The 18440-nt window shown below is 64.5% G+C and carries 18 protein-coding genes; 10 read left to right on the forward strand and 8 right to left on the reverse strand.

The window, feature by feature from the left end:
• The first annotated feature begins 15 nt into the window (after positions 1 to 15).
• The 4 genes from plsX (at position 16) to JNM03_RS16410 (ending at position 2976) form a co-directional block, all read left to right on the forward strand.
• Positions 16 to 1050 carry a phosphate acyltransferase PlsX gene (plsX, locus tag JNM03_RS16395; RefSeq protein ID WP_294038247.1) on the forward strand — a complete coding sequence of 345 codons (1035 nt, stop codon included), beginning with the start codon at positions 16 to 18 and terminating at the stop codon, positions 1048 to 1050.
• Positions 1047 to 2012, forward strand: coding sequence for a beta-ketoacyl-ACP synthase III (locus JNM03_RS16400; RefSeq protein WP_294038249.1), 966 nt, complete (start codon positions 1047 to 1049; stop codon positions 2010 to 2012). Before plsX ends, JNM03_RS16400 begins: the two co-directional genes overlap by 4 nt.
• A 257-nt stretch (positions 2013 to 2269) precedes the next feature.
• Positions 2270 to 2563, forward strand: coding sequence for an integration host factor subunit alpha (locus tag JNM03_RS16405; protein WP_294038251.1), 294 nt, complete (start codon positions 2270 to 2272; stop codon positions 2561 to 2563).
• Positions 2564 to 2637: 74 nt separating this feature from the next.
• Positions 2638 to 2976 (forward strand): MerR family transcriptional regulator, encoded by a 339-nt coding sequence (locus JNM03_RS16410; RefSeq protein WP_294038317.1) that lies wholly within the window; start codon positions 2638 to 2640, stop codon positions 2974 to 2976.
• A gap of 54 nt (positions 2977 to 3030) precedes the next feature.
• Here JNM03_RS16410 and JNM03_RS16415 read toward each other — a convergent pair whose 3' ends face one another.
• The 3 genes from JNM03_RS16415 to JNM03_RS16425 form a co-directional block, all read right to left on the reverse strand.
• Entirely contained in the window at positions 3031 to 3582 is a 552-nt protein-coding gene (locus JNM03_RS16415) for a histidine phosphatase family protein (RefSeq protein WP_294038252.1), read from the reverse strand.
• Between the two features lie 57 nt (positions 3583 to 3639).
• On the reverse strand, positions 3640 to 6381 hold the full coding sequence (locus JNM03_RS16420) for an ATP-dependent DNA helicase (protein ID WP_294038255.1): 2742 nt from the start codon (positions 6379 to 6381) through the stop codon (positions 3640 to 3642).
• Positions 6382 to 6488: 107 nt separating this feature from the next.
• A complete protein-coding gene (locus JNM03_RS16425; protein ID WP_294038256.1) occupies positions 6489 to 6848 on the reverse strand; it encodes a PilZ domain-containing protein in 360 nt (119 codons plus the stop codon).
• Positions 6849 to 6956: 108 nt separating this feature from the next.
• Between JNM03_RS16425 and JNM03_RS16430 the strand changes: the two genes are divergently transcribed.
• From JNM03_RS16430 to JNM03_RS16445, 4 genes are all read left to right on the forward strand, one after another.
• Positions 6957 to 7367 carry a LuxR C-terminal-related transcriptional regulator gene (locus JNM03_RS16430; RefSeq protein WP_294038258.1) on the forward strand — a complete coding sequence of 137 codons (411 nt, stop codon included), beginning with the start codon at positions 6957 to 6959 and terminating at the stop codon, positions 7365 to 7367.
• Between the two features lie 98 nt (positions 7368 to 7465).
• Positions 7466 to 8002 (forward strand): DUF4199 domain-containing protein, encoded by a 537-nt coding sequence (locus JNM03_RS16435; RefSeq protein WP_294038260.1) that lies wholly within the window; start codon positions 7466 to 7468, stop codon positions 8000 to 8002.
• 87 nt (positions 8003 to 8089) lie between these two features.
• On the forward strand, positions 8090 to 9691 hold the full coding sequence (locus JNM03_RS16440; protein ID WP_294038261.1) for a lysine--tRNA ligase: 1602 nt from the start codon (positions 8090 to 8092) through the stop codon (positions 9689 to 9691).
• A 123-nt stretch (positions 9692 to 9814) separates the two neighbouring features.
• The gene (locus JNM03_RS16445; RefSeq protein WP_294038263.1) at positions 9815 to 10294 is read left to right on the forward strand and encodes an asparaginase domain-containing protein; all 480 of its coding nucleotides are present in this window, start codon (positions 9815 to 9817) and stop codon (positions 10292 to 10294) included.
• A gap of 4 nt (positions 10295 to 10298) precedes the next feature.
• On the opposite strand, the gene JNM03_RS16450 is transcribed toward JNM03_RS16445, so the two are convergent.
• Positions 10299 to 11330, reverse strand: a complete 1032-nt coding sequence (locus JNM03_RS16450) for a fatty acid desaturase family protein (RefSeq protein WP_294038265.1) — start codon at positions 11328 to 11330, stop codon at positions 10299 to 10301.
• 146 nt (positions 11331 to 11476) lie between these two features.
• On the opposite strand from JNM03_RS16450, the gene JNM03_RS16455 reads away from it, so the two are divergent.
• The gene (locus tag JNM03_RS16455; protein ID WP_294038267.1) at positions 11477 to 14113 is read left to right on the forward strand and encodes an EAL domain-containing protein; all 2637 of its coding nucleotides are present in this window, start codon (positions 11477 to 11479) and stop codon (positions 14111 to 14113) included.
• A gap of 15 nt (positions 14114 to 14128) precedes the next feature.
• Here the strand turns inward: JNM03_RS16455 and JNM03_RS16460 are convergent, their stop codons facing one another.
• The 4 genes from JNM03_RS16460 to JNM03_RS16475 all read right to left on the reverse strand — a co-directional run bounded on the left by JNM03_RS16460 (position 14129) and on the right by JNM03_RS16475 (position 17941).
• Positions 14129 to 15400, reverse strand: coding sequence for an amidohydrolase family protein (locus JNM03_RS16460; RefSeq protein WP_294038268.1), 1272 nt, complete (start codon positions 15398 to 15400; stop codon positions 14129 to 14131).
• A 117-nt stretch (positions 15401 to 15517) separates the two neighbouring features.
• Positions 15518 to 16480, reverse strand: coding sequence for an RcnB family protein (locus tag JNM03_RS16465; RefSeq protein WP_294038269.1), 963 nt, complete (start codon positions 16478 to 16480; stop codon positions 15518 to 15520).
• 123 nt (positions 16481 to 16603) lie between these two features.
• Positions 16604 to 17149: a (2Fe-2S)-binding protein gene (locus tag JNM03_RS16470; protein ID WP_294038271.1), complete on the reverse strand. Its 546-nt coding sequence runs from the start codon at positions 17147 to 17149 to the stop codon at positions 16604 to 16606.
• 27 nt (positions 17150 to 17176) lie between these two features.
• Positions 17177 to 17941, reverse strand: a complete 765-nt coding sequence (locus JNM03_RS16475) for a class II aldolase/adducin family protein (protein WP_294038272.1) — start codon at positions 17939 to 17941, stop codon at positions 17177 to 17179.
• Between the two features lie 274 nt (positions 17942 to 18215).
• Between JNM03_RS16475 and rpsU the strand changes: the two genes are divergently transcribed.
• Positions 18216 to 18422: a 30S ribosomal protein S21 gene (gene rpsU, locus JNM03_RS16480; RefSeq protein ID WP_003047635.1), complete on the forward strand. Its 207-nt coding sequence runs from the start codon at positions 18216 to 18218 to the stop codon at positions 18420 to 18422.
• The last annotated feature ends 18 nt before the right edge of the window (positions 18423 to 18440 follow it).

An 18440-nucleotide genomic window follows, 5' to 3' on the forward strand; every position in this document is an offset into this window, starting at 1 on the left:
CCGGAGAGCGTTCGAATGAGCCTCACACCGCGAATCGCAATCGATGCGATGGGCGGTGACGTCGGCGTGCGCATGATGCTCGCCGGCGCCGCAATGGCGCGTCACCAGCACGACGGCCTGCGCTTTCTCCTCGTCGGCGACGAGGTGCAGATCAAGGCCGCCCTCGAAAATCACCCGAACCTCCGCGCGGCTTCGGATATCATCCACACCGAAGGCGTGGTGTCCGGCGAGGAAAAGCCCAGCCAGGCGATCCGCAAGGCGCGCTCCAGTTCGATGGGGCTTGCGATCGACGCGGTGAAGCGCGGCGATGCGGGCGGCGCCGTGTCGGCGGGAAACACCGGCGCGCTGATGGCCATGGCAAAGATCGCGCTGCGCACGATGCCCGGCATCGACCGGCCGGCGCTGGCGGCGCTGCTGCCGACGCTGGGCGACAATGACGTGGTCATGCTCGATCTCGGGGCGAATACCGACTGCGACGCCAACAACCTCGTTCAGTTCGCCGTCATGGGCGCGGCCTATGCGCGCACCGCCATGGGCCTTGAACGCCCGCGCGTCGCCTTGCTCAACATCGGCACCGAAGAGATGAAGGGCACCGACGAGATTCGGGATGCCGCGGCGCTGCTTCGCGATACCGATGGCCTGCCGATGCAGTTCACCGGCTTTATCGAGGGCGACAAGCTGTCGCGCGGCGATGTGGACGTGATCGTCCACGACGGTTTCTCGGGCAATATCGCGTTGAAGACGATCGAGGGAACGGCGCGCTTTGTGACCGATCTGCTGCGCCGCGCGTTCACGTCGTCGGTGCGTTCCAAGATCGGTTTCCTGATTTCGCGTCCGGCGACCGAGTTGCTGCGCCATCATCTCGATCCGAACAATCACAATGGCGCGGTGTTCCTCGGGCTCAACGGCGTGGTGCTCAAGAGCCATGGCAGCGCCGACGCGAAGGGCGTCGCCAATTGCGTCCACCTGTGCGCCGAACTGATCGAAAAGGACATCACCCGGCAGGTGACCGAGGATCTTGCCAATTTCCGGGGCAACGGCGCGGCATGACCCGTCGCGCAATTCTTGCCGGTACCGGCTCATCGCTGCCGCGCACCCGCGTCTCCAATGCAGAGCTGGCCAAGCGCGTCGATACCAGCGACGAATGGATCGTCGAACGCACCGGCATCCGCTTTCGACATATCGCCGAGCCCGACGAAACGACGGCGACTCTTGGCGCCGCGGCGGCGCAGCAGGCGTTAGAGGCCGCCGGGCTCTCGCCCGAGGACATCGGTCTCATCATCGTCGCCACCGCGACGCCCGACAATACATTCCCTGCAAGCGCGACCAAGGTGCAGGCGCTGATCGGCGCCCCCGACTGTATTGCCTTCGACGTCGCGGCGGTCTGTTCGGGCTTTCTCTATGCCGTGTCGGTCGCCGATTCGATGCTCCGGACCGGCGCCGCAAAGCATGCGCTTGTCATTGGCAGCGAGACGTTCAGCCGCATCCTCGACTGGGAGGATCGCACGACCTGCGTTCTGTTCGGCGACGGGGCCGGCGCGATCCTGTTGTCGGCCGAGGATGTCGACGACGACCGGGGCATTCTTGCGACCCGCCTTCATGCCGAGGGCAAATATAGCGACATGCTCTATGTCGATGGTGGCCCGTCGACGACCGGCACCGTCGGGCATGTCCGCATGCAGGGACGCGAAGTGTTCCGCCATGCCGTCACCAATCTGGCGAGCGTGCTGGGCGAAGTGATGGCCGACGTCGGGCTTGCGGCCGAGGACATCGACTGGGTGGTGCCGCATCAGGCGAACAAGCGCATCATCGACGCGACCGCCAAGAAACTGGGGTTGCCGGCCGAGCGCGTCGTTCTGACCGTCGATCAGCACGCCAATACGTCGGCCGCCTCGGTCCCGCTGGCGCTGGATCTCGCGGTACGCGACGGGCGGATCAAGCGCGGCGACCTGGTCGTTCTGGAAGCAATGGGCGGCGGCTTCACCTGGGGCGCGGCCGTCCTTCGCATCTGATTTCAATAGCTTCCGCGTCGCTGCGGGAAGGACTGGCCAGATCCATGCGGTCGCGATCGGGCTTGTGCCGCATGGCGATCGGGGCAGATCCCGTGCTGTCCCACGGCAGTACAAAGACTCATCGCATCAACTTCTCGCTCCATCCATTTCAGTTTGGCGGATTAATTCGCTTTTGTTACACAAGCTACGGGACTCGTGACGGTGGGGGCTGTCAGAGACCGTCTTGTCGGTACGCTTCAAGAGGGGAAGGGAACATCATGGCAGCAGGTACGCTTACGCGCGCAGACATCGCGACGCGGATCAATCAACAGATCGGCCTGTCGCGGAACGAATCCGCGACGATCGTCGAATCGATTCTGGATCATATGTCCGACGCTTTGGCCGAGGGGCAGAATGTGAAGATTTCGGGCTTCGGCACGTTCGTGCTGCGCGACAAGGCGCAGCGGATCGGCCGCAATCCCAAGACCGGCATCGAAGTGCCGATCCTGCCGCGGCGCGTGATGACCTTTCGCGCCAGCCAGTCGATGCGCGCGCGCGTCGCCGGCAAGTAATCCGGGCACGGGCCCAGAATTTCGTGACATCCGATTTTTCCAGCCATGGTGACGGCGGCAAGGCCGCCGGCGCCATGCTCGCGATTGGCGAACTCGCCGACCGTATCGGTGTGCCGACCCACGTGCTGCGGTATTGGGAAACGCGCTTTTCGCAGCTCCGGCCGCTTCAGCGTTCGGGCCGCCGGCGCTATTATCGTGCCGAAGATATCGCGCTGGCCGAGCGTATCCATCACCTGCTGCACGTGAAGGGTTTTACCGTCGAGGGCGCCCGCAAGGCGTTGTCGGAGTCGGGCGGTGTGGCGCGGACCGAAGCCGCATCGCCGCCTGTCGCGGCGACGGCGGCGGCATCGCATGGCGTTCCGGTCGAGGCGCTTGTTGCGCTGCGCGAACGGCTCGTCGCCGCGCTGGGCTGAAGCATCGCGCGCCGTTCGCTTCGTCCGGCAACACGCAAATTCTGTTAAAAAGCCTTAGTCGTCATCCATCGCCGGCGCGAGCGCCGGGTCGAGGTCGCGCGGACGGATGAAATCCGTGATCCGCGCCATGTTGACATCAAGGTCGCGCCAGTCGGCAATATCGAGTTCGAGCCGTGCCAGCGCCGCCGTCGGCAGCTTTTCTTCGACCTCCCGGCGCAGATCGCCGCCGCCCTCTTCAGGGACCAGCATCAGAACCAGATCTTCCAGCCCCGGATTGTGGCCCGAAATCAGGAGATGGGTCGAATCGCGTCCCATGTCGCGGATGACGTCGATCAGGGTCGCTGCCGACGCGAGGTAAATGCGCCGGTCCCAATGCGGCTCGATCGCGTCGAGATTCGCGGCGGGCTGAAACAGGTCCAATGTCTCGGTCACCCGCACGGCGGGCGACGCAACAATACGATCCACGGCCATCGCCTGCCGTTTCACATATTGGCCGATGATTTCGGCGCCGCGGCGGCCGCGCGCATTGATCGGACGATCGAAATCGCGCTCGACCTGTACGTCCCAACCCGATTTGGCGTGGCGCAGGATGGTCAAAGTCTTCAAAAAACGCTCCCCCGCGTTGCCTTCGATCCCCTCAATCAAAAGCTCTGTGCCGCAATCTCATGACGGTGAAAAGGCAGGAAACGCGGTTTTTCTTTGTTCCACATTCGCCGCCGCGACGTGATTGACCGCTTCATCGAGCGGCAGGCGGCGAATCGGCGTGCCTTCGGGGAAGGCGCCGAGGAGGCGCGAAGGGAAGCTGGGCGAGAGCATCACGAACTGACCGAAATCGTCGGCGCGGCGGATCAGTCGCCCAAAGGCCTGGCCGATTCGCGCGCGGATGACGCCGTCATCATAGGCGCTGCCGCCCTGTGCCGCGCGCCGGGCGGCATGAAGGATCGTCGGACGCGGCCATGGCACGCCCTCCATCACCACCAGTCGCAGCGACTCACCCGGCACATCGACGCCGTCGCGCAGCGCGTCGGTGCCGAGCAGCGAGGCGTGCGGGTCGGCGCGGAAAATATCGACGAGCGTCCCGGTGTCGAGCGGATCGACATGTTGCGCATAAAGCGGCAGCCCCGCGCGGGCGAGGCGGTCGGCGATGCGGGCATGGACGATGCGCAGCCGCCGGATCGCGCTGAACAGGCCGAGCGCGCCGCCGCCCGATGCCTCGATCAGCCGGCTGTACGCGCCGGCCAGCGCCGACAGGTCGCCGCGCGGGATATCGGTGACGATCAGGACTTCGGACTGGCGCGCATAGTCGAACGGGCTTGGCACCGCGAAATGCCGAACTCCGCTATCCATATGCCGCGCGCCGGTGCGGATGTCGGCGTCGGTCCAGCCCCCGGTTCCGGACGCCCCGCCGCGCAGGGTGGCCGACGTGACGAGGACGCCCTGCGCGGGCCGATACACGACTTCGGCCACCGGTCGGGCAGGATCCAGCCAATGACGATGGAGCCCGAGGTCGAATTCGCGGCCATCGTATCGGTCGACCGCCAGCCAGTCGACGAAATCGGGATCGGCCGGCCCCCCGACGCGCCCGAGCAGCGACAACCAACCGCCGAGCGTGTCGATCCGCGTCGCCAGGCTGCTCCGCGCCCCGTCGACACGCGCGCGCGCCTGTCCGTCGAGCCAGTCCGGCGGATCTTCGACCAGCGCATCGAGCCGCTTTGCGAGTATCATCAGCGGGCGGAGCAATGCCTCGATCGCATCGCTTGCGCTGGCCGCTGCCACGACCAGCTCGGGATCGGGGTCGGCCAGCTCGGTCTCCAGGCCGTAGCCGCTGTCGGCGGTTCGCGCGTCGACCGCACGGGCATAGACCATGGCGCGTACCGCCACGAGCAGGCTTTCGACGGCGCCCCATGGCTCGTTCTCGCCGATCCGCGCAAGCCAGCCGTCGCCGGGAAGCTCGCCTGCCGCTTGAATCGCCGCCTGAATCGCCTTGTCGCCCGCCTCGTCATAGCTGGCGACATCGGCCAGCCGCGCCGCCAGCCCGCGTCGCCGTCCGCGCGACTTGCCCTCGGGACCAAGCACCCAGCGGCGGATCTCGACGGCTTCCTGCCCCGTCAGCGCCGCCGCGAACATCGAATCGGCGGCATCCCACAGATGGTGCCCTTCGTCGAAGATCAGCCGCGTCGCCGGTGCACCGCCGTCGCGCGGGCGCGCGGCCTGCACCATCGTCAGCGCATGGTTGGCGATCACGATATCGGCCTGCGTCGCGGCACGTGCCGAGCGTTCGATGAAGCATTTGCGGAAATGCGGGCAGCCGGCATAGATGCATTCGCCGCGCCGGTCGGTGAGCGCGGTCGTGCCGTTGCGGCGAAAGAGGGCGGGAAGCCAGCCGGGCAGGTCGCCCCCCACCATGTCGCCGTCCCGGCTATAGGCCGCCCAGCGTGCGACGAGCTGCGCAAGAATGGCCGCACGCCCGGAAAAGCCGCCCTGCAAGGCGTCCTCCAGATTGAGCAGGCACAGATAGTTTTCGCGCCCCTTGCGCACGACGACCTTCTCGCGATGCGTCGCGGCGTCGGGGTACAGCTTTTCGGTCTCGCGCGCGAGCTGGCGTTGCAGCGCCTTGGTGTAGGTCGAAATGCATATGCTGCCGGCCGACTGGTCGATCCACTGCTTGGCGGGCGCCAGATAACCCAGCGTCTTGCCGATCCCGGTTCCGGCCTCCGCGACCAGCATCCGCGGCGCGTCCTTGCGCTCGCGCGGTTCGAAGATCGTGGCGGCAGCGCGGGCATAATCCTGCTGCCCGGCCCGCCGTTCGGCCCCGTCGCCGGTCAGCCGGTCGAGCCGGGCCGCGACATCGTCCGCGTTGATCGTCACCTGCCGCGGCTGGGCGCGCGGGGGCTGCTCTTCCCATTCGGGCAGGCGTGCGAAGAGCCAGCGGTCGGCCTTGTCGGACGGGTCAAGGCGTGGCTGGGCCAGCGAGGCCCAGGGCCAGCGCTGGCGCGCGAGTGCCTGCAGCCCGTGCCAGGCGCCTTCGCGTTCGGGCCAGTCGCGGTCGTCGAGGCTTGCCAGCATGGCCGCCGCCGCTTTGCGCAGAAAGGCGGCGATACTCTCTTCCGTCTTGGGCGGATCGAGTCCGATCGCCGCAGCAAGCCCGGCCGGCGTCGGTACGGCGAAGCGCGCGGGATAGAGGAAGGCGAATAATTCGAGCAGGTCGAGACCCGACAATTCGGGATAACCGAGCCGGTCGCCGGTCAGTGTCGCGTTGAGGAGCAGATGCGGAGTCGCCGCGACCGCCGCGATTGCCTCGCCGCGCCCGATGCGCTGCACGCGGCCCGCGGGATCGGCGATCCAGATGCCGACATGGCTCGCGTGGATCGCGGGCAGGGCAAGGGCTTCGGCGCGGGGGAGCATCGCGCGACGCTAGGGACAAAAGGCGAACGCAGCAAGGCAAACCCGCGCTTCGTCGCTCCCGCGGGATCGGGATATCCGTCCCGACCGGACGGGAGAAACCGGGACGGTCAGCTGAGGCCGCGGCGTCCGAACACCGGCGGCGCGCGATGGCCGAGAAAAGCCGGCGGCGCGGCCCGACGGGCGTTCTGGAGCGCATTGTACAGCGCGCCGTGCGTCAATTCATAAGGAAAGCGGACCCCCATGCGGTCGAATTCGGACCACATGACGACGGCGTAGGTCACCTCGCCGGCATAGTGGATTTCGCAGCGCGACCGTGCGGGCATGCTGGCGCCGTCGATGCGCGCGCCGCCTTCGGACAGATCGCAGATGCGGCCGTCGATGAAATTGAGCACACCATTCACCAGGACGTCGATCGAGACCGGAGTCCGGTTATGGCTGCGCGCCGTGGGTGAGCGAGGGTTTGTCATGGGGGGAGGCTACGCCCGCATGGTAAATTTTCCGGTAACGATGATCGGGTCGAAACCGCCGATCGGGGTCTTGTTGCAAGCCGCCGCCGACAATGGTCTACCGTGACCATGCTCCGCCCGATCCTCCTCTATGGCTCAGGTCTTGCTGCCGCTGCGTTTCTGCTCGAGTGGCTGAACTACCGGCATGTCGTGCATCGCTGGTCGACGGAGTTCTATATCGCCTGCATCGCGGTGGTTTTCGTCGCGCTCGGGATATGGGTGGGCAATCGGCTGACCGCCCGGCCGCGCCAGATGTTCGTGCGAAACAATGCCGCGATTTCGGCGCTGGGTATCAGTGCCCGCGAATTTGAGGTGCTGGAAATGCTCGCCGCGGGCCATGCGAACAAGGTGATCGCGCGCCAACTCGATATCTCGCCGAACACCGTGAAGACGCATGTCGCGCGGGTTTATGAGAAGCTGGCCGTCGCCAGCCGGACGCAGGCAATACAAAAGGCCCGCATGCTCGACATCCTGCCATAAAATCGGGCGATCGGGGGCAAATCACCCGTTTGGGCGATGGATGCCGCCCGTTGTTTCGGTCCATCCCGCGTGGCATTCACCATTTGGGGAGACAGATCATGGGCAGGATCATTGCAGTATATGGCGTCATTGCGGGCGTCATTGTCGTTCTCGGCATGTTTATGAGCATCAGCGTCGTTTCCGATCATGGCACGATGGGCATGGTCGCCGGCTATCTGTCGATGCTGGTCGCGCTGCTTTTCGTCTTCGTCGGCGTGAAGCGCTATCGCGACGTCAATCTTGGCGGGGTGATCGGCTTCGGAAAGGCACTGCTAGTCGGGCTGGGCATCGCGGGCGTGGCGTCGCTTTTCTATGTGCTGAGCTGGGAAGTCTATATGTGGCAGACCGGCGGGACGTTCATGGCCGAATATATCGCGGCGAGCGTAGAGAGCATGCGGGCATCCGGAAAATCGGCAGCCGAAATCGCCGCCTTCTCCGCGGAAATGAACGACATGGCCGAGAAATATAAGAATCCGGCCTTCCGCATGGCGCTGACGTTCATGGAAATCCTGCCGGTGGCGCTGCTCGTGTCGCTCGTATCGGCGGCGTTGCTGCGCAGAAGCAGCTTTCTGCCCGCGACGCAGCCGCGCGGTTGATCCGGCACGCCGACCTTGCCTTCTTTCCGGGGGCAAGGTCGAATTTTGCCTTTCGACTTGGCGCCGCTTGCCGCTATGGGCGCAGCCATGACCGACATGCATCTTCATCCTTCGCTGCGCGAACCCGCGCAAACGTCCAGGGCCTGGCCGTTCGAGGAAGCGCGCAAGCTGGTCAAACGCTATCCCGATGGCAAGCCAGGTGGGGAAGCGGTCATCTTCGAGACCGGCTACGGTCCCTCCGGGCTGCCGCATATCGGCACCTTCAACGAAGTGCTGCGCACGACGATGGTCCGCCGCGCCTATGAGGCGCTGACCGGTGGCGCCGCGACGCGCCTCGTTGCGTTCAGCGACGACATGGACGGCCTGCGCAAGGTTCCCGACAATGTGCCGCAAAAGGATATGCTCGCCGGGCATCTCGGCAAGCCGCTCACCGACATCCCCGATCCGTTCGACAAGTATGAAAGTTTCGCACATCATAACAATGCGATGCTGCGCGAGTTTCTCGACCGGTTCGGCTTCGACTATGAATTCGTCAGCTCGACCGAACGTTACAAGTCGGGGGCCTTCGACGACGCCCTGAAGAATGTCCTTCGTCATAATCAGGACATTCTCGACATCATGCTGCCGACGCTGCGTGCAGAGCGCGCCGCGACCTATTCGCCGATCCTGCCGGTCAGCCCGAAGTCGGGCATCGTGCTGCAGGTGCCGGTGACGGTCGTTGACGCTGACGCGGGGCTCGTCTCGTTCGAGGATGAGGGTGAGACGATCACGCACTGCATCCTCGGCGGCGGCGCCAAGCTGCAGTGGAAGGTCGACTGGGCGATGCGCTGGGTCGCGCTGGGCGTCGATTACGAGATGTACGGCAAGGATCTGACCGACAGCGGCGTGCAGTCGGGCAAGATCGCGAGGGCGCTTGGCGGGCGGAAGCCCGAGGGGCTGATCTACGAGATGTTCCTCGACGAAAAGGGCGAGAAGATATCCAAGTCGAAGGGCAACGGCCTCTCTATGGAAGAATGGCTGACCTATGGCAGCGAGGAGAGCCTCGCCTTTTTCGCCTATCGCGAACCCAAGGCGGCGAAGCAACTCCACATCGGCGTGGTGCCGAAGGCGGTCGACGAATATCTCCAGATGCGCGGCAATTATCCGGCACAGGATGGCGACAAGAAGCTGGGCAACCCCGTGCATCACGTTCATGTCGCGCGCGGGCAGGACGTGCCGCAGGCCGAACTTCCGGTGACCTTCGGTCTGCTGCTGAACCTCGTCGGCGTGATGGGCGCCGATGCGTCGAAGGATCAGATCTGGCGCTACCTCGGCCAATATGTCGAAGGCGCCAATGCGGCCGCCTATCCCGAACTCGACCGGCTGATCGACAATGCGATGGCGTACAACCGCGATTTCGTCGCGCCGACGCTCCACCGCCGCAAGCCACAAGGCGGCGAGGGCGCGGCGCTGAAAGATCTCGACGACCGGCTCGCCGCGCTGGGTGCGGATGCCTCTGCCGACGACATTCAGAATATCGTGTACGAGATCGGCAAGAACGAAGCCTATGGTTTTGAAAATCTGCGCGACTGGTTCAAGGCTCTCTATGAAACATTGCTCGGATCAAGCGCGGGGCCGCGCATGGGCAGCTTCATCGCGCTGTTCGGGATCGACAATACGCGGCGGCTGATCGCAGAGGCGCTTGCGTAAACCTCGCGTCACCGCGAGGAGCGGAGCGACGACGCAATCCGCCGCTATCGGTTCGTTCGGCTGGTATCCGGAGATTACTTCGCTTCGCTCGCAATCACGTGACGTGATGGATAGGGACGTTCAATGATCGATATCTTCACGACCGGCGGAACGATCGACAAGGTCTATTTCGACGCTCTTTCGGAATTCCAGATCGGTCCGACGGCGATCCCCGACCTGCTGCGCGAGAATAATGTCCATGTTCCGCACCGCGTGACGCCGCTGATGCGCAAGGATAGCCTCGAACTGACGGACGTTGATCGCGAGAAGATCCGTGCCGCGGTGGCGGCGAGCGAAGCGACGCGCATCCTCGTCACGCACGGCACCGACACGATGGTCGTCACCGGCCGCGTGCTTGCCGGGATCGAAGGAAAGACGATCGTCATGACGGGATCGATGCAGCCCGCATCGGTCCGCGCGAGCGATGCCGAATTCAACGTCGGCTTCGCGCTCGCTGCGGTGCAGACGCTGCCGCCCGGCGTCTATGTCGCGATGAACGGCATGATCTTTGACCCCGAAAAGGCGGTGAAGGATCGCGCGGCCCACCGGTTCGTGCAGGAATAGAGGTTCAGCCCTTCGCCGTGACTTGCCGCAGCACCGCTGAATAAGTCGGTGCGATAGTCATCGCTTCATGCTTGCCCTGCCGTGCCAGCATCGCGTGGACCGCGGGCAGGCGATAGCAGGGAACGCCCATGAACAGGTGATGCTCGGCGTGAAAGTTCACCCAATATGGAGCCACCGTGGCGCGCGCGATCCAGCCGGCATAGGTGGTGCGCGCATGGGTGAAGGGGTCGTCGCTGCCCGTCGTCGTGCAGGCATGCTCGGCGATGTTGCGGATGCGCAGGTAAAGCTGGAAGGTGGTTGCCAGTCCGGCGAGCCACAGCAGCCAGGGCGTCCAGCCATAGAGCAACAGCGATGCGACCAGCAGAACGGCCTGCACGATCAGGAAGCGCGCGACCGCGCGGGTTACCGCCATCGCCCCGGCGACGTCGATCGTCGGTGACGTCATGCCGTCGTCGGACTGCTTGTTGAAGGGCGTGCCGGCCTTGGTACTGGCGCGGCCCTTGTCGACCGTTTCGCCGCGTACCATCGCCGCAAGGCCTTTCATCGCGAAACGGAATTGCGCGACTCGCTGCTTGAAAAAGGTCTGACCGGAAAGGTCGCGAAGCACCTTGCGAAACAGGCTCGCGCGGGTCGTCGGAAAGGGCTTCGACAGCGAAAGGTCGGGGTCTTCGGGTTGCTGGGTGAATTTGTGATGTTGCAGGTGGTAGGTGCGATAGGCGATCAGGTCCGATCCGACGGCCGCGCCGGTCAGCCATTGACCAAGGAAATTATTCACTTTTCGATTGGGATGGAGCAGCCCGTGGGCCGCGTCGTGCATCAGGATCGCAAAACCCAACTGGCGCCCGCCGACGACGATCACCGCGAGCAACCAGGCGAGCGGATTGCCGCTCCACGCGGCAAGTCCGACCGCGGCGATGCTGACGATCCAGCCATGGGCAACGAGCCAGAGGCCGCGCCAGCGCGATGCGGTGGTGATCGCCGACCATTCGGCGCGGTCAAAAAAACGGTCGGGGGGCAAAAGGCGGACGGCAGGCATGCCCCTCTCTAACAAGTTGCGAACCGAAACCAAACCCCTTCCGTTTTGGCACAGAAACGGTGCGGATCGGCGAGGGTCGGTAAGTATTTGGTAACCGGCCAACCGACAGAGACGAACCTTGGGCCAGCAAGCGGAATGGGCGGCAATTGGGGGGTCAACGTAACATCGTGCGGTCGGCGGCCGGCGATTTGCCCGACGGCGAATCGCTGCTCGAAACGCCGGCGTTCGTGACGCGAATGATGCGCGTCACGCAAGTGTGGCACTATGTCCTCATCGCGCGCGTGCTGGCATTCTTTTCCTTCGCCTTCTTTCCTGGAGTCGAGGGCTTTTTCGGTCGTCCTTCGGAATGGCTCGTCATGGTCGCGGGCCTCTGCTGCGATCTCGCGCTGACCCTTCTCGGGCAGATTTCCCGGCTCAATCGGCCATCTGCGGGGCCCTGGTTACGGCGCTGGATCGGTGCCTGCTTTGCGTTGCTGGTCATCGGGACGATGCTCAACTCGGCGGCGACCTTTGCGGCGGTGGCGGTGCAGGATGGCCGCATCTATTATTTCGCCTTTCCCGCGGTGAAGCTTGGGCTGGTCCTGGTCGCCGCCTCGGCTGCCGCGATCGCGCGCCCGGCCCTGTTCGCCGTGACCGGGGCGATGGTGCTTGGCGGGGCAGTCGGCATTGCGTCCTGGCCCTTTGGCGTCGCGGGCCTCGTTTTTCTGTGCTTGCTGATCGCGATGCTGCGCGAGGATGTGCGGCATCAGCGCCGGGTAACGCGCGCCAGTCGGCATGCGATAAGCGAACAGCAGCGCGCGCTGGGCCTGATGCGGGATTTCGAACGCGCGGGGCGCGGTTGGTTCTGGGAGACCGATCGCGGCGGACATCTCGTCTATATTTCGCCGACCGTGGCCGCGAAGCTTGGGGTCGCGCAATCCGACCTGCTGGGGCGCCCGTTCACGGACATTATCCGCAAGCGGGTGGGCAACGACGAAAGCGAAGAACGGACGCTCGGCTTCAGCCTGTCGTCGCGGACGCCGTTCAACGAGCTGACGGTGCGGGCGGCGGTGCCGGGCGAGGAGCGCTGGTGGTCGATCTCGGGCCATCCGATCAGTAACGAGCTTGGCAATTTCCAGGGTTTCCGTGGCAGCGGCACGGACCTGACCGAACAGAAACGCTCGGAACGCGAAATCAATCAGCTTGCGCGGTATGACACGCTCACCGGCCTCGCCAACCGGCTCCACATCACGGACCTGCTCGAACGCGCGCTACGCAACCATATGGGGCAGGCGCAGCCCTGCGCGCTGCTGTTGATGGACCTCGACCGGTTCAAGGCCGTGAACGACACGATGGGGCATCCGGCCGGCGACCAGCTGTTGCAACAGGTCGCGGGACGGGTGACGCAGATCGTCGGCGACAAGGGGCAGGTCGGACGGCTCGGCGGCGACGAGTTCCAGATTGTGCTGCCGCAGATCGTTCAGACGGAAAAGCTCGCCGGTATCGCCAACGCCATCATCCTCAGCCTTGCCAAGCCCTTCGCGATCGAAGGCGAACAGGTCCGTATCGGTTCGTCGATCGGCATTGCGGTGTCGGAGGGTGATGGCGTCAACTCATCCGCGCTCGTCCGCAACTCCGACCTCGCGCTCTATGCCGCGAAAGATGCGGGGCGCGGCGTTTATCGCTTCTATGCCGACGCGATGCACAATCAGGCCAGCGAACGGAAAGCGATCGAGGACGCCCTGCGCGATGCGCTTGCGAAGGAAGAACTGAAGCTGCTCTATCAACCGATCGTCGATGTCGGCAGCGAACATGTCTCCGGCTTCGAAGCGCTGATCCGTTGGCAGCGCGACGAGGGCGATGTCGTCAGCCCGTCGAAATTCATCCCGATCGCTGAGGAATCGAACCTGATCGTGCCGATCGGCGAATGGATCATCCGGTCGGCGTGCGATGCGATCGCCAAGCTGGGCGCGGGATACCGCGTCGCGGTCAACGTGTCGCCGCGGCAGTTCGCGAACGAAAAGCTGCCCGTAACGATCCTGAACGCGGTGGCGGCTGCAGGCATCCGTCCCGACCAGCTCGAGCTTGAAATTACCGAGGGCGTCTTCCTCGACGAAAGTCCCGAGAATCTGGAGATGTTCCAGAAGTTGAAGCGCACCGGCGTCCGCCTTGCGCTCGACGATTTCGGCACCGGCTATTCGGCGCTCGGCTACCTCAAGAAAGCGCCGTTCGACAAGATCAAGATCGACCAGAGCTTCGTGCTTGGCGCGGCCGACAAGAACAGCATGAACGCTGCGATCATCTCGTCGATCGTCGGGCTGGCGACGGCGCTCAACATGGAAACGACGGCAGAAGGGGTCGAAACCCATGATGACCTCGCGCTGATCCGCGGGCTCGGATGCAGCCATGTCCAGGGCTATATCTACGGCAAGCCGATGACGCTGGGCGAGGCGCTGGCGATCCTCGCCGAAGGGGGCGGGCGCGTCGTCGCGCAGGGCTTCAAGAGCGCGCGGGAACAGCGGGTGCGGACATTCCGGACGGTTCAGGTCGCAAGCGGCGGCTATCGTTATGACGCGATCATCCGCAACCTGTCGTCGCGTGGCGCGCTGATCGAGGGGCTCTGGAATGTCCCCGAAGGCACAGCGCTGGTTATCGCGCTCGGCACAGACATGCGCATCGAAGCCGAGGCGCGCTGGTCGGAGGGCAATCGCGTCGGCGTGCAATTCGCCGAGGCTATCGACATCGCGGAGTTGACCGTGCCTCCGAAAAGGGCGGCGCGCCTTCGGATCGATCGCGCCGCCTGACGGATCGTTCTGGAGTCAGTCGGCGATGCGGCCGCGCGCCATCACCCAGTCCACTTTCTCGAGCGTCGTCACATCGGTGAGCGGATCGCCGCTGACCGCGATCATGTCGGCCGACATGCCCGGGGCGATGCGACCGATTTCGCCGTCCATCGACAACAGCTTCGCCGCGACGGTCGTCGCGCTCGCCAGTGCCTCACGCGGGGTCAGGCCATATTTGACGAGCAATGCAAACTCGCCCGCATTGCGGCCGTGTTCGAACACGCCGGCGTCGGTGCCGAACGCGATCGGCACGCCCAGCGCCTTGGCGCGCCCGACCGCCTTGCCAACATCGTTCAGAGTCATCCGGACCTTGGTCTCGACCGTGGGGGTATAGATACCCTTGCCCAGCCGTTCGCGAATACCTTCGAACGCCATCAGCGTGGGCACCATGTAGGTGCCCTTGGCCTTCATCACCTTCAGCGCCGCCTCGTCGGCGAAAGTGCCATGCTCGATACTGTCGATGCCGGCCGCGGCCGCCGACTCGATCCCGCGCGCGCCGTGCGCGTGTGCCATGACCTTCAATCCGAGCGAATGGGCGGTGTCGGCGATGCTTACCAGTTCGGCGCTAGAGAAATGGCCTTCGAGGCCGCGGCCCTGTTGCGACAGTACGCCGCCGGTTGCGGTGATCTTGATGACGTCGGCCCCGGCGCGTGAGGCCTTGCGCACCTTTTCGGCGCATTCGACCGCGCCGGTGCAGGTATAACCCTGATCGAGGACAGTATGGATATCCTCGCGAAATCCGGTGACGTCGCCGTGACCGCCGATAATCGACAACGCGGGACCAGCCGCGACGATACGCGGCCCTTCGATCAGGCCCTCGGCGGTGCCACGGCGGAGCGAGAAGGCCGTATATTGCGCCGATCCTGCCTCGCGCACCGTGGTGAAGCCCGCGCGTAGCGTGATGCGCGCATTCTTCGCGCCCACGACGACGCCCCATTCGTCGGGGTCTACCGCCTCGCTGCGATAATCGCCGCCGGGATCGCCGGTCAGGTGGACATGGAGGTCGATCAGGCCGGGAAGCAGCGTCTTGTCGCCCAGATCGACGACCTCGGCATCGACGGGCGCGGCGGCGCGGCCTGGCGTGATCGACGTGATACGATCGTCGGTGACGACGATCGTCGATGGTCCCTCGGCGGGCTTACTGGCGTCGGTGATGACGCGCCCGGCATAGATGACGGTGGTTTTGGCGATCGCGGTGCTGCTCAGCAGCGCGACGGCTGCCGCAGCGACCAGTCCGATTTTACGCATTGGCTCTCCCCTGTGTTGCGCGGGCATCGTGGCGCGCGGGACGGGGGAGGGCAAGGCCATAAAAAGAGGGACCGGATATCCGGCCCCTCAGTTTCACCTCCGGTAACCGAAAGGATGTTACCAGAAGAAGTCGTAGATCACGTCGACCACGCGGCCGGTGTACACATCGACGAGCAAGGCATCGTCGTAATAGCGGATCCAGCGGTAGTCGCCGTACGCGGGCGGAAGGCGATAATATCCAGGATCATTGATCCAGTAACGCTGGCCATAGAAAAGCGAGCCCAGGCTGAATCCGATGCTGAACCGTGTGTAGCCATAACCGCGATACGGGTTGTAATAGCGGGGCATGCGGTAATAGCCGCGATTGTTGTCGCGATAGCTGCGCCAGTCGTACCGGCGGTCGTTGCGCCAGTCGCGGTTCCAGTTGTTGCCCGGACGACCATCGCGATAGCGGCGATCGACATAGCCGTTGCGATTGTTGTCATAGCGACGATCGACCCGATTGTCGTTGTTCCGGTCCCAGCGTCGATCGAGGTCGCCGTTGCGATTGCGATCATAGCGGCGATCGACCTGGCCATTGCGGTTCCGATCCCACTGGCGATCGACCTGACCGTTGCGGTCGCGATCCCACTGCCGGTCCGTGCGGCCGTCGCCGTTGCGATCATAGGTGCCGCGCTGACCCTGCACGCGCTGCTGCTGGACTACCGGGCGCTGCTGTTGAACGACCGGGCGTGGCGTGTCGCCGCGCTGGCCCTGCCATTGGCGCTGACCCTGCCACTGACGCTGGCCATCGCCCCCGCGCTGGCGTTCACCGTTCCAGCCATTGCCGCTGCGGTCTGCGCGCTGTGCCTGCTGGACCTGCTGGGTTTGAGGCGCGGTCTGCGAGCGTTGGCGTTCGACGCGCTGGCCGCCGTTCCCGTTACCGCCGCGGCGCGCCTCGGGACCGCGGGGGCCACGATCGCCGCCGCGATCGTCGCGCTGGGCGATCTGAACGCGCTCACCGGTCGCTTGGGCGGCGGCGGGCGCGATGGGGGTGAGAATCGTGGCTGCGATCAGCAATCCTCCAAGCGTGTTCTTCATCTCGGCTTACTCCAATATCCCATCCGGCACCCAGCCGATCGGGAAGATGGAACAGGATTACGTCAGGCCAGATGGATCGCGGCTGAACCCGGTTGTTGCCTGCGGTTCAGCTAGATGAACGGATCAATCGGCCGGGGGGGCCTTGAGCGCGGGCACCGCCAGCGCCGCGTCGGCCGGGCGGATGCCCGGTGGCGGGGCGGCGGCCAGACGCTCCTCGCCGCGAAGGACACGCCCGGCGCGCCGGATCGCACCGCGAATGCGCGGATAGGTGCCGCAACGGCAGATGTTGGTCATCGCCGCGTCGATCTCCGCATCGCTGGGGTTGCTGTTCTTTCGCAGCAGGGCGGCGGCGGCCATGATCATCCCCGACTGGCAAAAACCGCATTGCGGCACCTGCTCGGCAACCCAGGCCTGCTGCACCGGATGGCTGCGATCGCGCGACAGGGCCTCGATCGTGGTGACGAAACGGCCTTCGCATTCGGCGATGGTGACCATGCAGCTCCGGATCGCCTCGCCGTCGATATCGACGGTGCAGGCTCCGCAGTCGCCGGTACCGCAACCATATTTCGTGCCCGTCAGGTTCGACGCATCGCGCAACGCCCACAACAGGGGCGTTCCGGGATCCATGCGATATTCGACCGGCCGGTCGTTGACCGAGAATCGTGTCATGCGGCCGGTCTTAGCGAAGCCTTCGGATTAGTCACGCCAACTTGTGTCGATCTTGTCGACCTTGCGCACCATCGCGTCGAATTCGGCCTTGCCCGACTGACCCGGGATAGAGGCCATGTACAGGTCGCGCTGGTGAACCTTGATCACCTCGTCGGGTACCGTGATCGGTTTGCCCATGGTCATTGTCGCGAGCTGGATTTCGCACGCGCGCTGCAATGCCCAATATTTGATGAAGGCATCGGACAGTGATTTGCCCATCACGACCGGGCCGTGATTCCTCAGCATCAGGATGCGCTTGTCGCCCAGATTCTGGACCAGCCGTTCGCCTTCTTCCTCGCGTACCGTGACGCCCTCGAAATCATGATAGCCAAGCTGGCCCATGAAGTTGCAGGCATAGAAATTGACCGGCTGCAGCCCGCCTTCCAGCGAACAGACGGCGGTCGTCGCGGTGGTGTGCGTGTGGATGATCGCGTGCGCGTCGGGGAGTACCCGGTGAAACAGGCTGTGCTGAACGAAGCCCGCCTTGTTGACGTGCCAGGGATTGTCGGCATCGACCTTGTTGCCGTCGATATCGATCTTGATCAGGCTCGACGCCGTGACTTCGCTGAAGTGCATGCCATAAGGGTTGATCAGATAGGCGCCGTCGTCGTCGGGAATCTTCACCGTGATATGGTTGAAGATCATTTCGTCCCAACCCATCATCGCAAAGATGCGGTAGCAGGCGGCGAGTTCGAGCCGCGCCGTCCATTCGGCTTCGCTATATTTGCTGTTGCGCTTCAGCTGGGTTGCCATCGCCTGTCCCTTTGATGTTAGTTTCGTCCTGCTACCTATGCCACAAGGCAAGGGGCGGACACAATCCCGCGAGCGGATGAGCGGGCGATAGCCCATCCACGGCGGTTCACCGCGCAGGGGCTTGCATTTTGGCGCGAATCTCTCTAGTTGGCGCTCCATCCGGAACGTCGCGTGATCGCGGCGCTCTTTTTATTGCCCGAATATCGGCGATTTACGGCAAACCGGGTTGCCCGGTGGCGCAAATCGTTTTGACGAACAGGAGACGACACGGCGTATGCAGATCATCGTTCGCGACAATAATGTCGACCAGGCCCTTCGCGCGCTCAAGAAGAAGCTGCAGCGTGAGGGCGTGTATCGCGAAATGAAGCTGCGCCGTCATTACGAAAAGCCCAGCGAGAAGCGCGCGCGCGAACGCGCCGCCGCCGTCCGCCGCGCCCGCAAGATGGAGCGTAAGCGGATGGAGCGCGACGGTATCAAGTAGAACCGTCTCCCGTTCGGG

Source organism: Sphingopyxis sp., assembly GCF_016793825.1.
In the GTDB taxonomy this organism is placed as follows: Bacteria; Pseudomonadota; Alphaproteobacteria; order Sphingomonadales; family Sphingomonadaceae; genus Sphingopyxis.

Coding starts and splice junctions, on each gene's coding strand:
- JNM03_RS16450 (WP_294038265.1), bottom strand. CDS start 11,330: ATGCCTGCCGTCCGCCTTTTGCCCCCCGACCGTTTTTTTGACCGCGCC.
- JNM03_RS16420 (WP_294038255.1), bottom strand. CDS start 6,381: ATGCTCCCCCGCGCCGAAGCCCTTGCCCTGCCCGCGATCCACGCGAGC.
- JNM03_RS16440 (WP_294038261.1), top strand. CDS start 8,090: ATGACCGACATGCATCTTCATCCTTCGCTGCGCGAACCCGCGCAAACG.
- JNM03_RS16465 (WP_294038269.1), bottom strand. CDS start 16,480: ATGAAGAACACGCTTGGAGGATTGCTGATCGCAGCCACGATTCTCACC.
- JNM03_RS16405 (WP_294038251.1), top strand. CDS start 2,270: ATGGCAGCAGGTACGCTTACGCGCGCAGACATCGCGACGCGGATCAAT.
- plsX (WP_294038247.1), top strand. CDS start 16: ATGAGCCTCACACCGCGAATCGCAATCGATGCGATGGGCGGTGACGTC.
- JNM03_RS16445 (WP_294038263.1), top strand. CDS start 9,815: ATGATCGATATCTTCACGACCGGCGGAACGATCGACAAGGTCTATTTC.
- JNM03_RS16435 (WP_294038260.1), top strand. CDS start 7,466: ATGGGCAGGATCATTGCAGTATATGGCGTCATTGCGGGCGTCATTGTC.
- rpsU (WP_003047635.1), top strand. CDS start 18,216: ATGCAGATCATCGTTCGCGACAATAATGTCGACCAGGCCCTTCGCGCG.
- JNM03_RS16475 (WP_294038272.1), bottom strand. CDS start 17,941: ATGGCAACCCAGCTGAAGCGCAACAGCAAATATAGCGAAGCCGAATGG.
- JNM03_RS16400 (WP_294038249.1), top strand. CDS start 1,047: ATGACCCGTCGCGCAATTCTTGCCGGTACCGGCTCATCGCTGCCGCGC.
- JNM03_RS16460 (WP_294038268.1), bottom strand. CDS start 15,400: ATGCGTAAAATCGGACTGGTCGCTGCGGCAGCCGTCGCGCTGCTGAGC.
- JNM03_RS16430 (WP_294038258.1), top strand. CDS start 6,957: ATGCTCCGCCCGATCCTCCTCTATGGCTCAGGTCTTGCTGCCGCTGCG.
- JNM03_RS16410 (WP_294038317.1), top strand. CDS start 2,638: ATGCTCGCGATTGGCGAACTCGCCGACCGTATCGGTGTGCCGACCCAC.
- JNM03_RS16470 (WP_294038271.1), bottom strand. CDS start 17,149: ATGACACGATTCTCGGTCAACGACCGGCCGGTCGAATATCGCATGGAT.
- JNM03_RS16425 (WP_294038256.1), bottom strand. CDS start 6,848: ATGACAAACCCTCGCTCACCCACGGCGCGCAGCCATAACCGGACTCCG.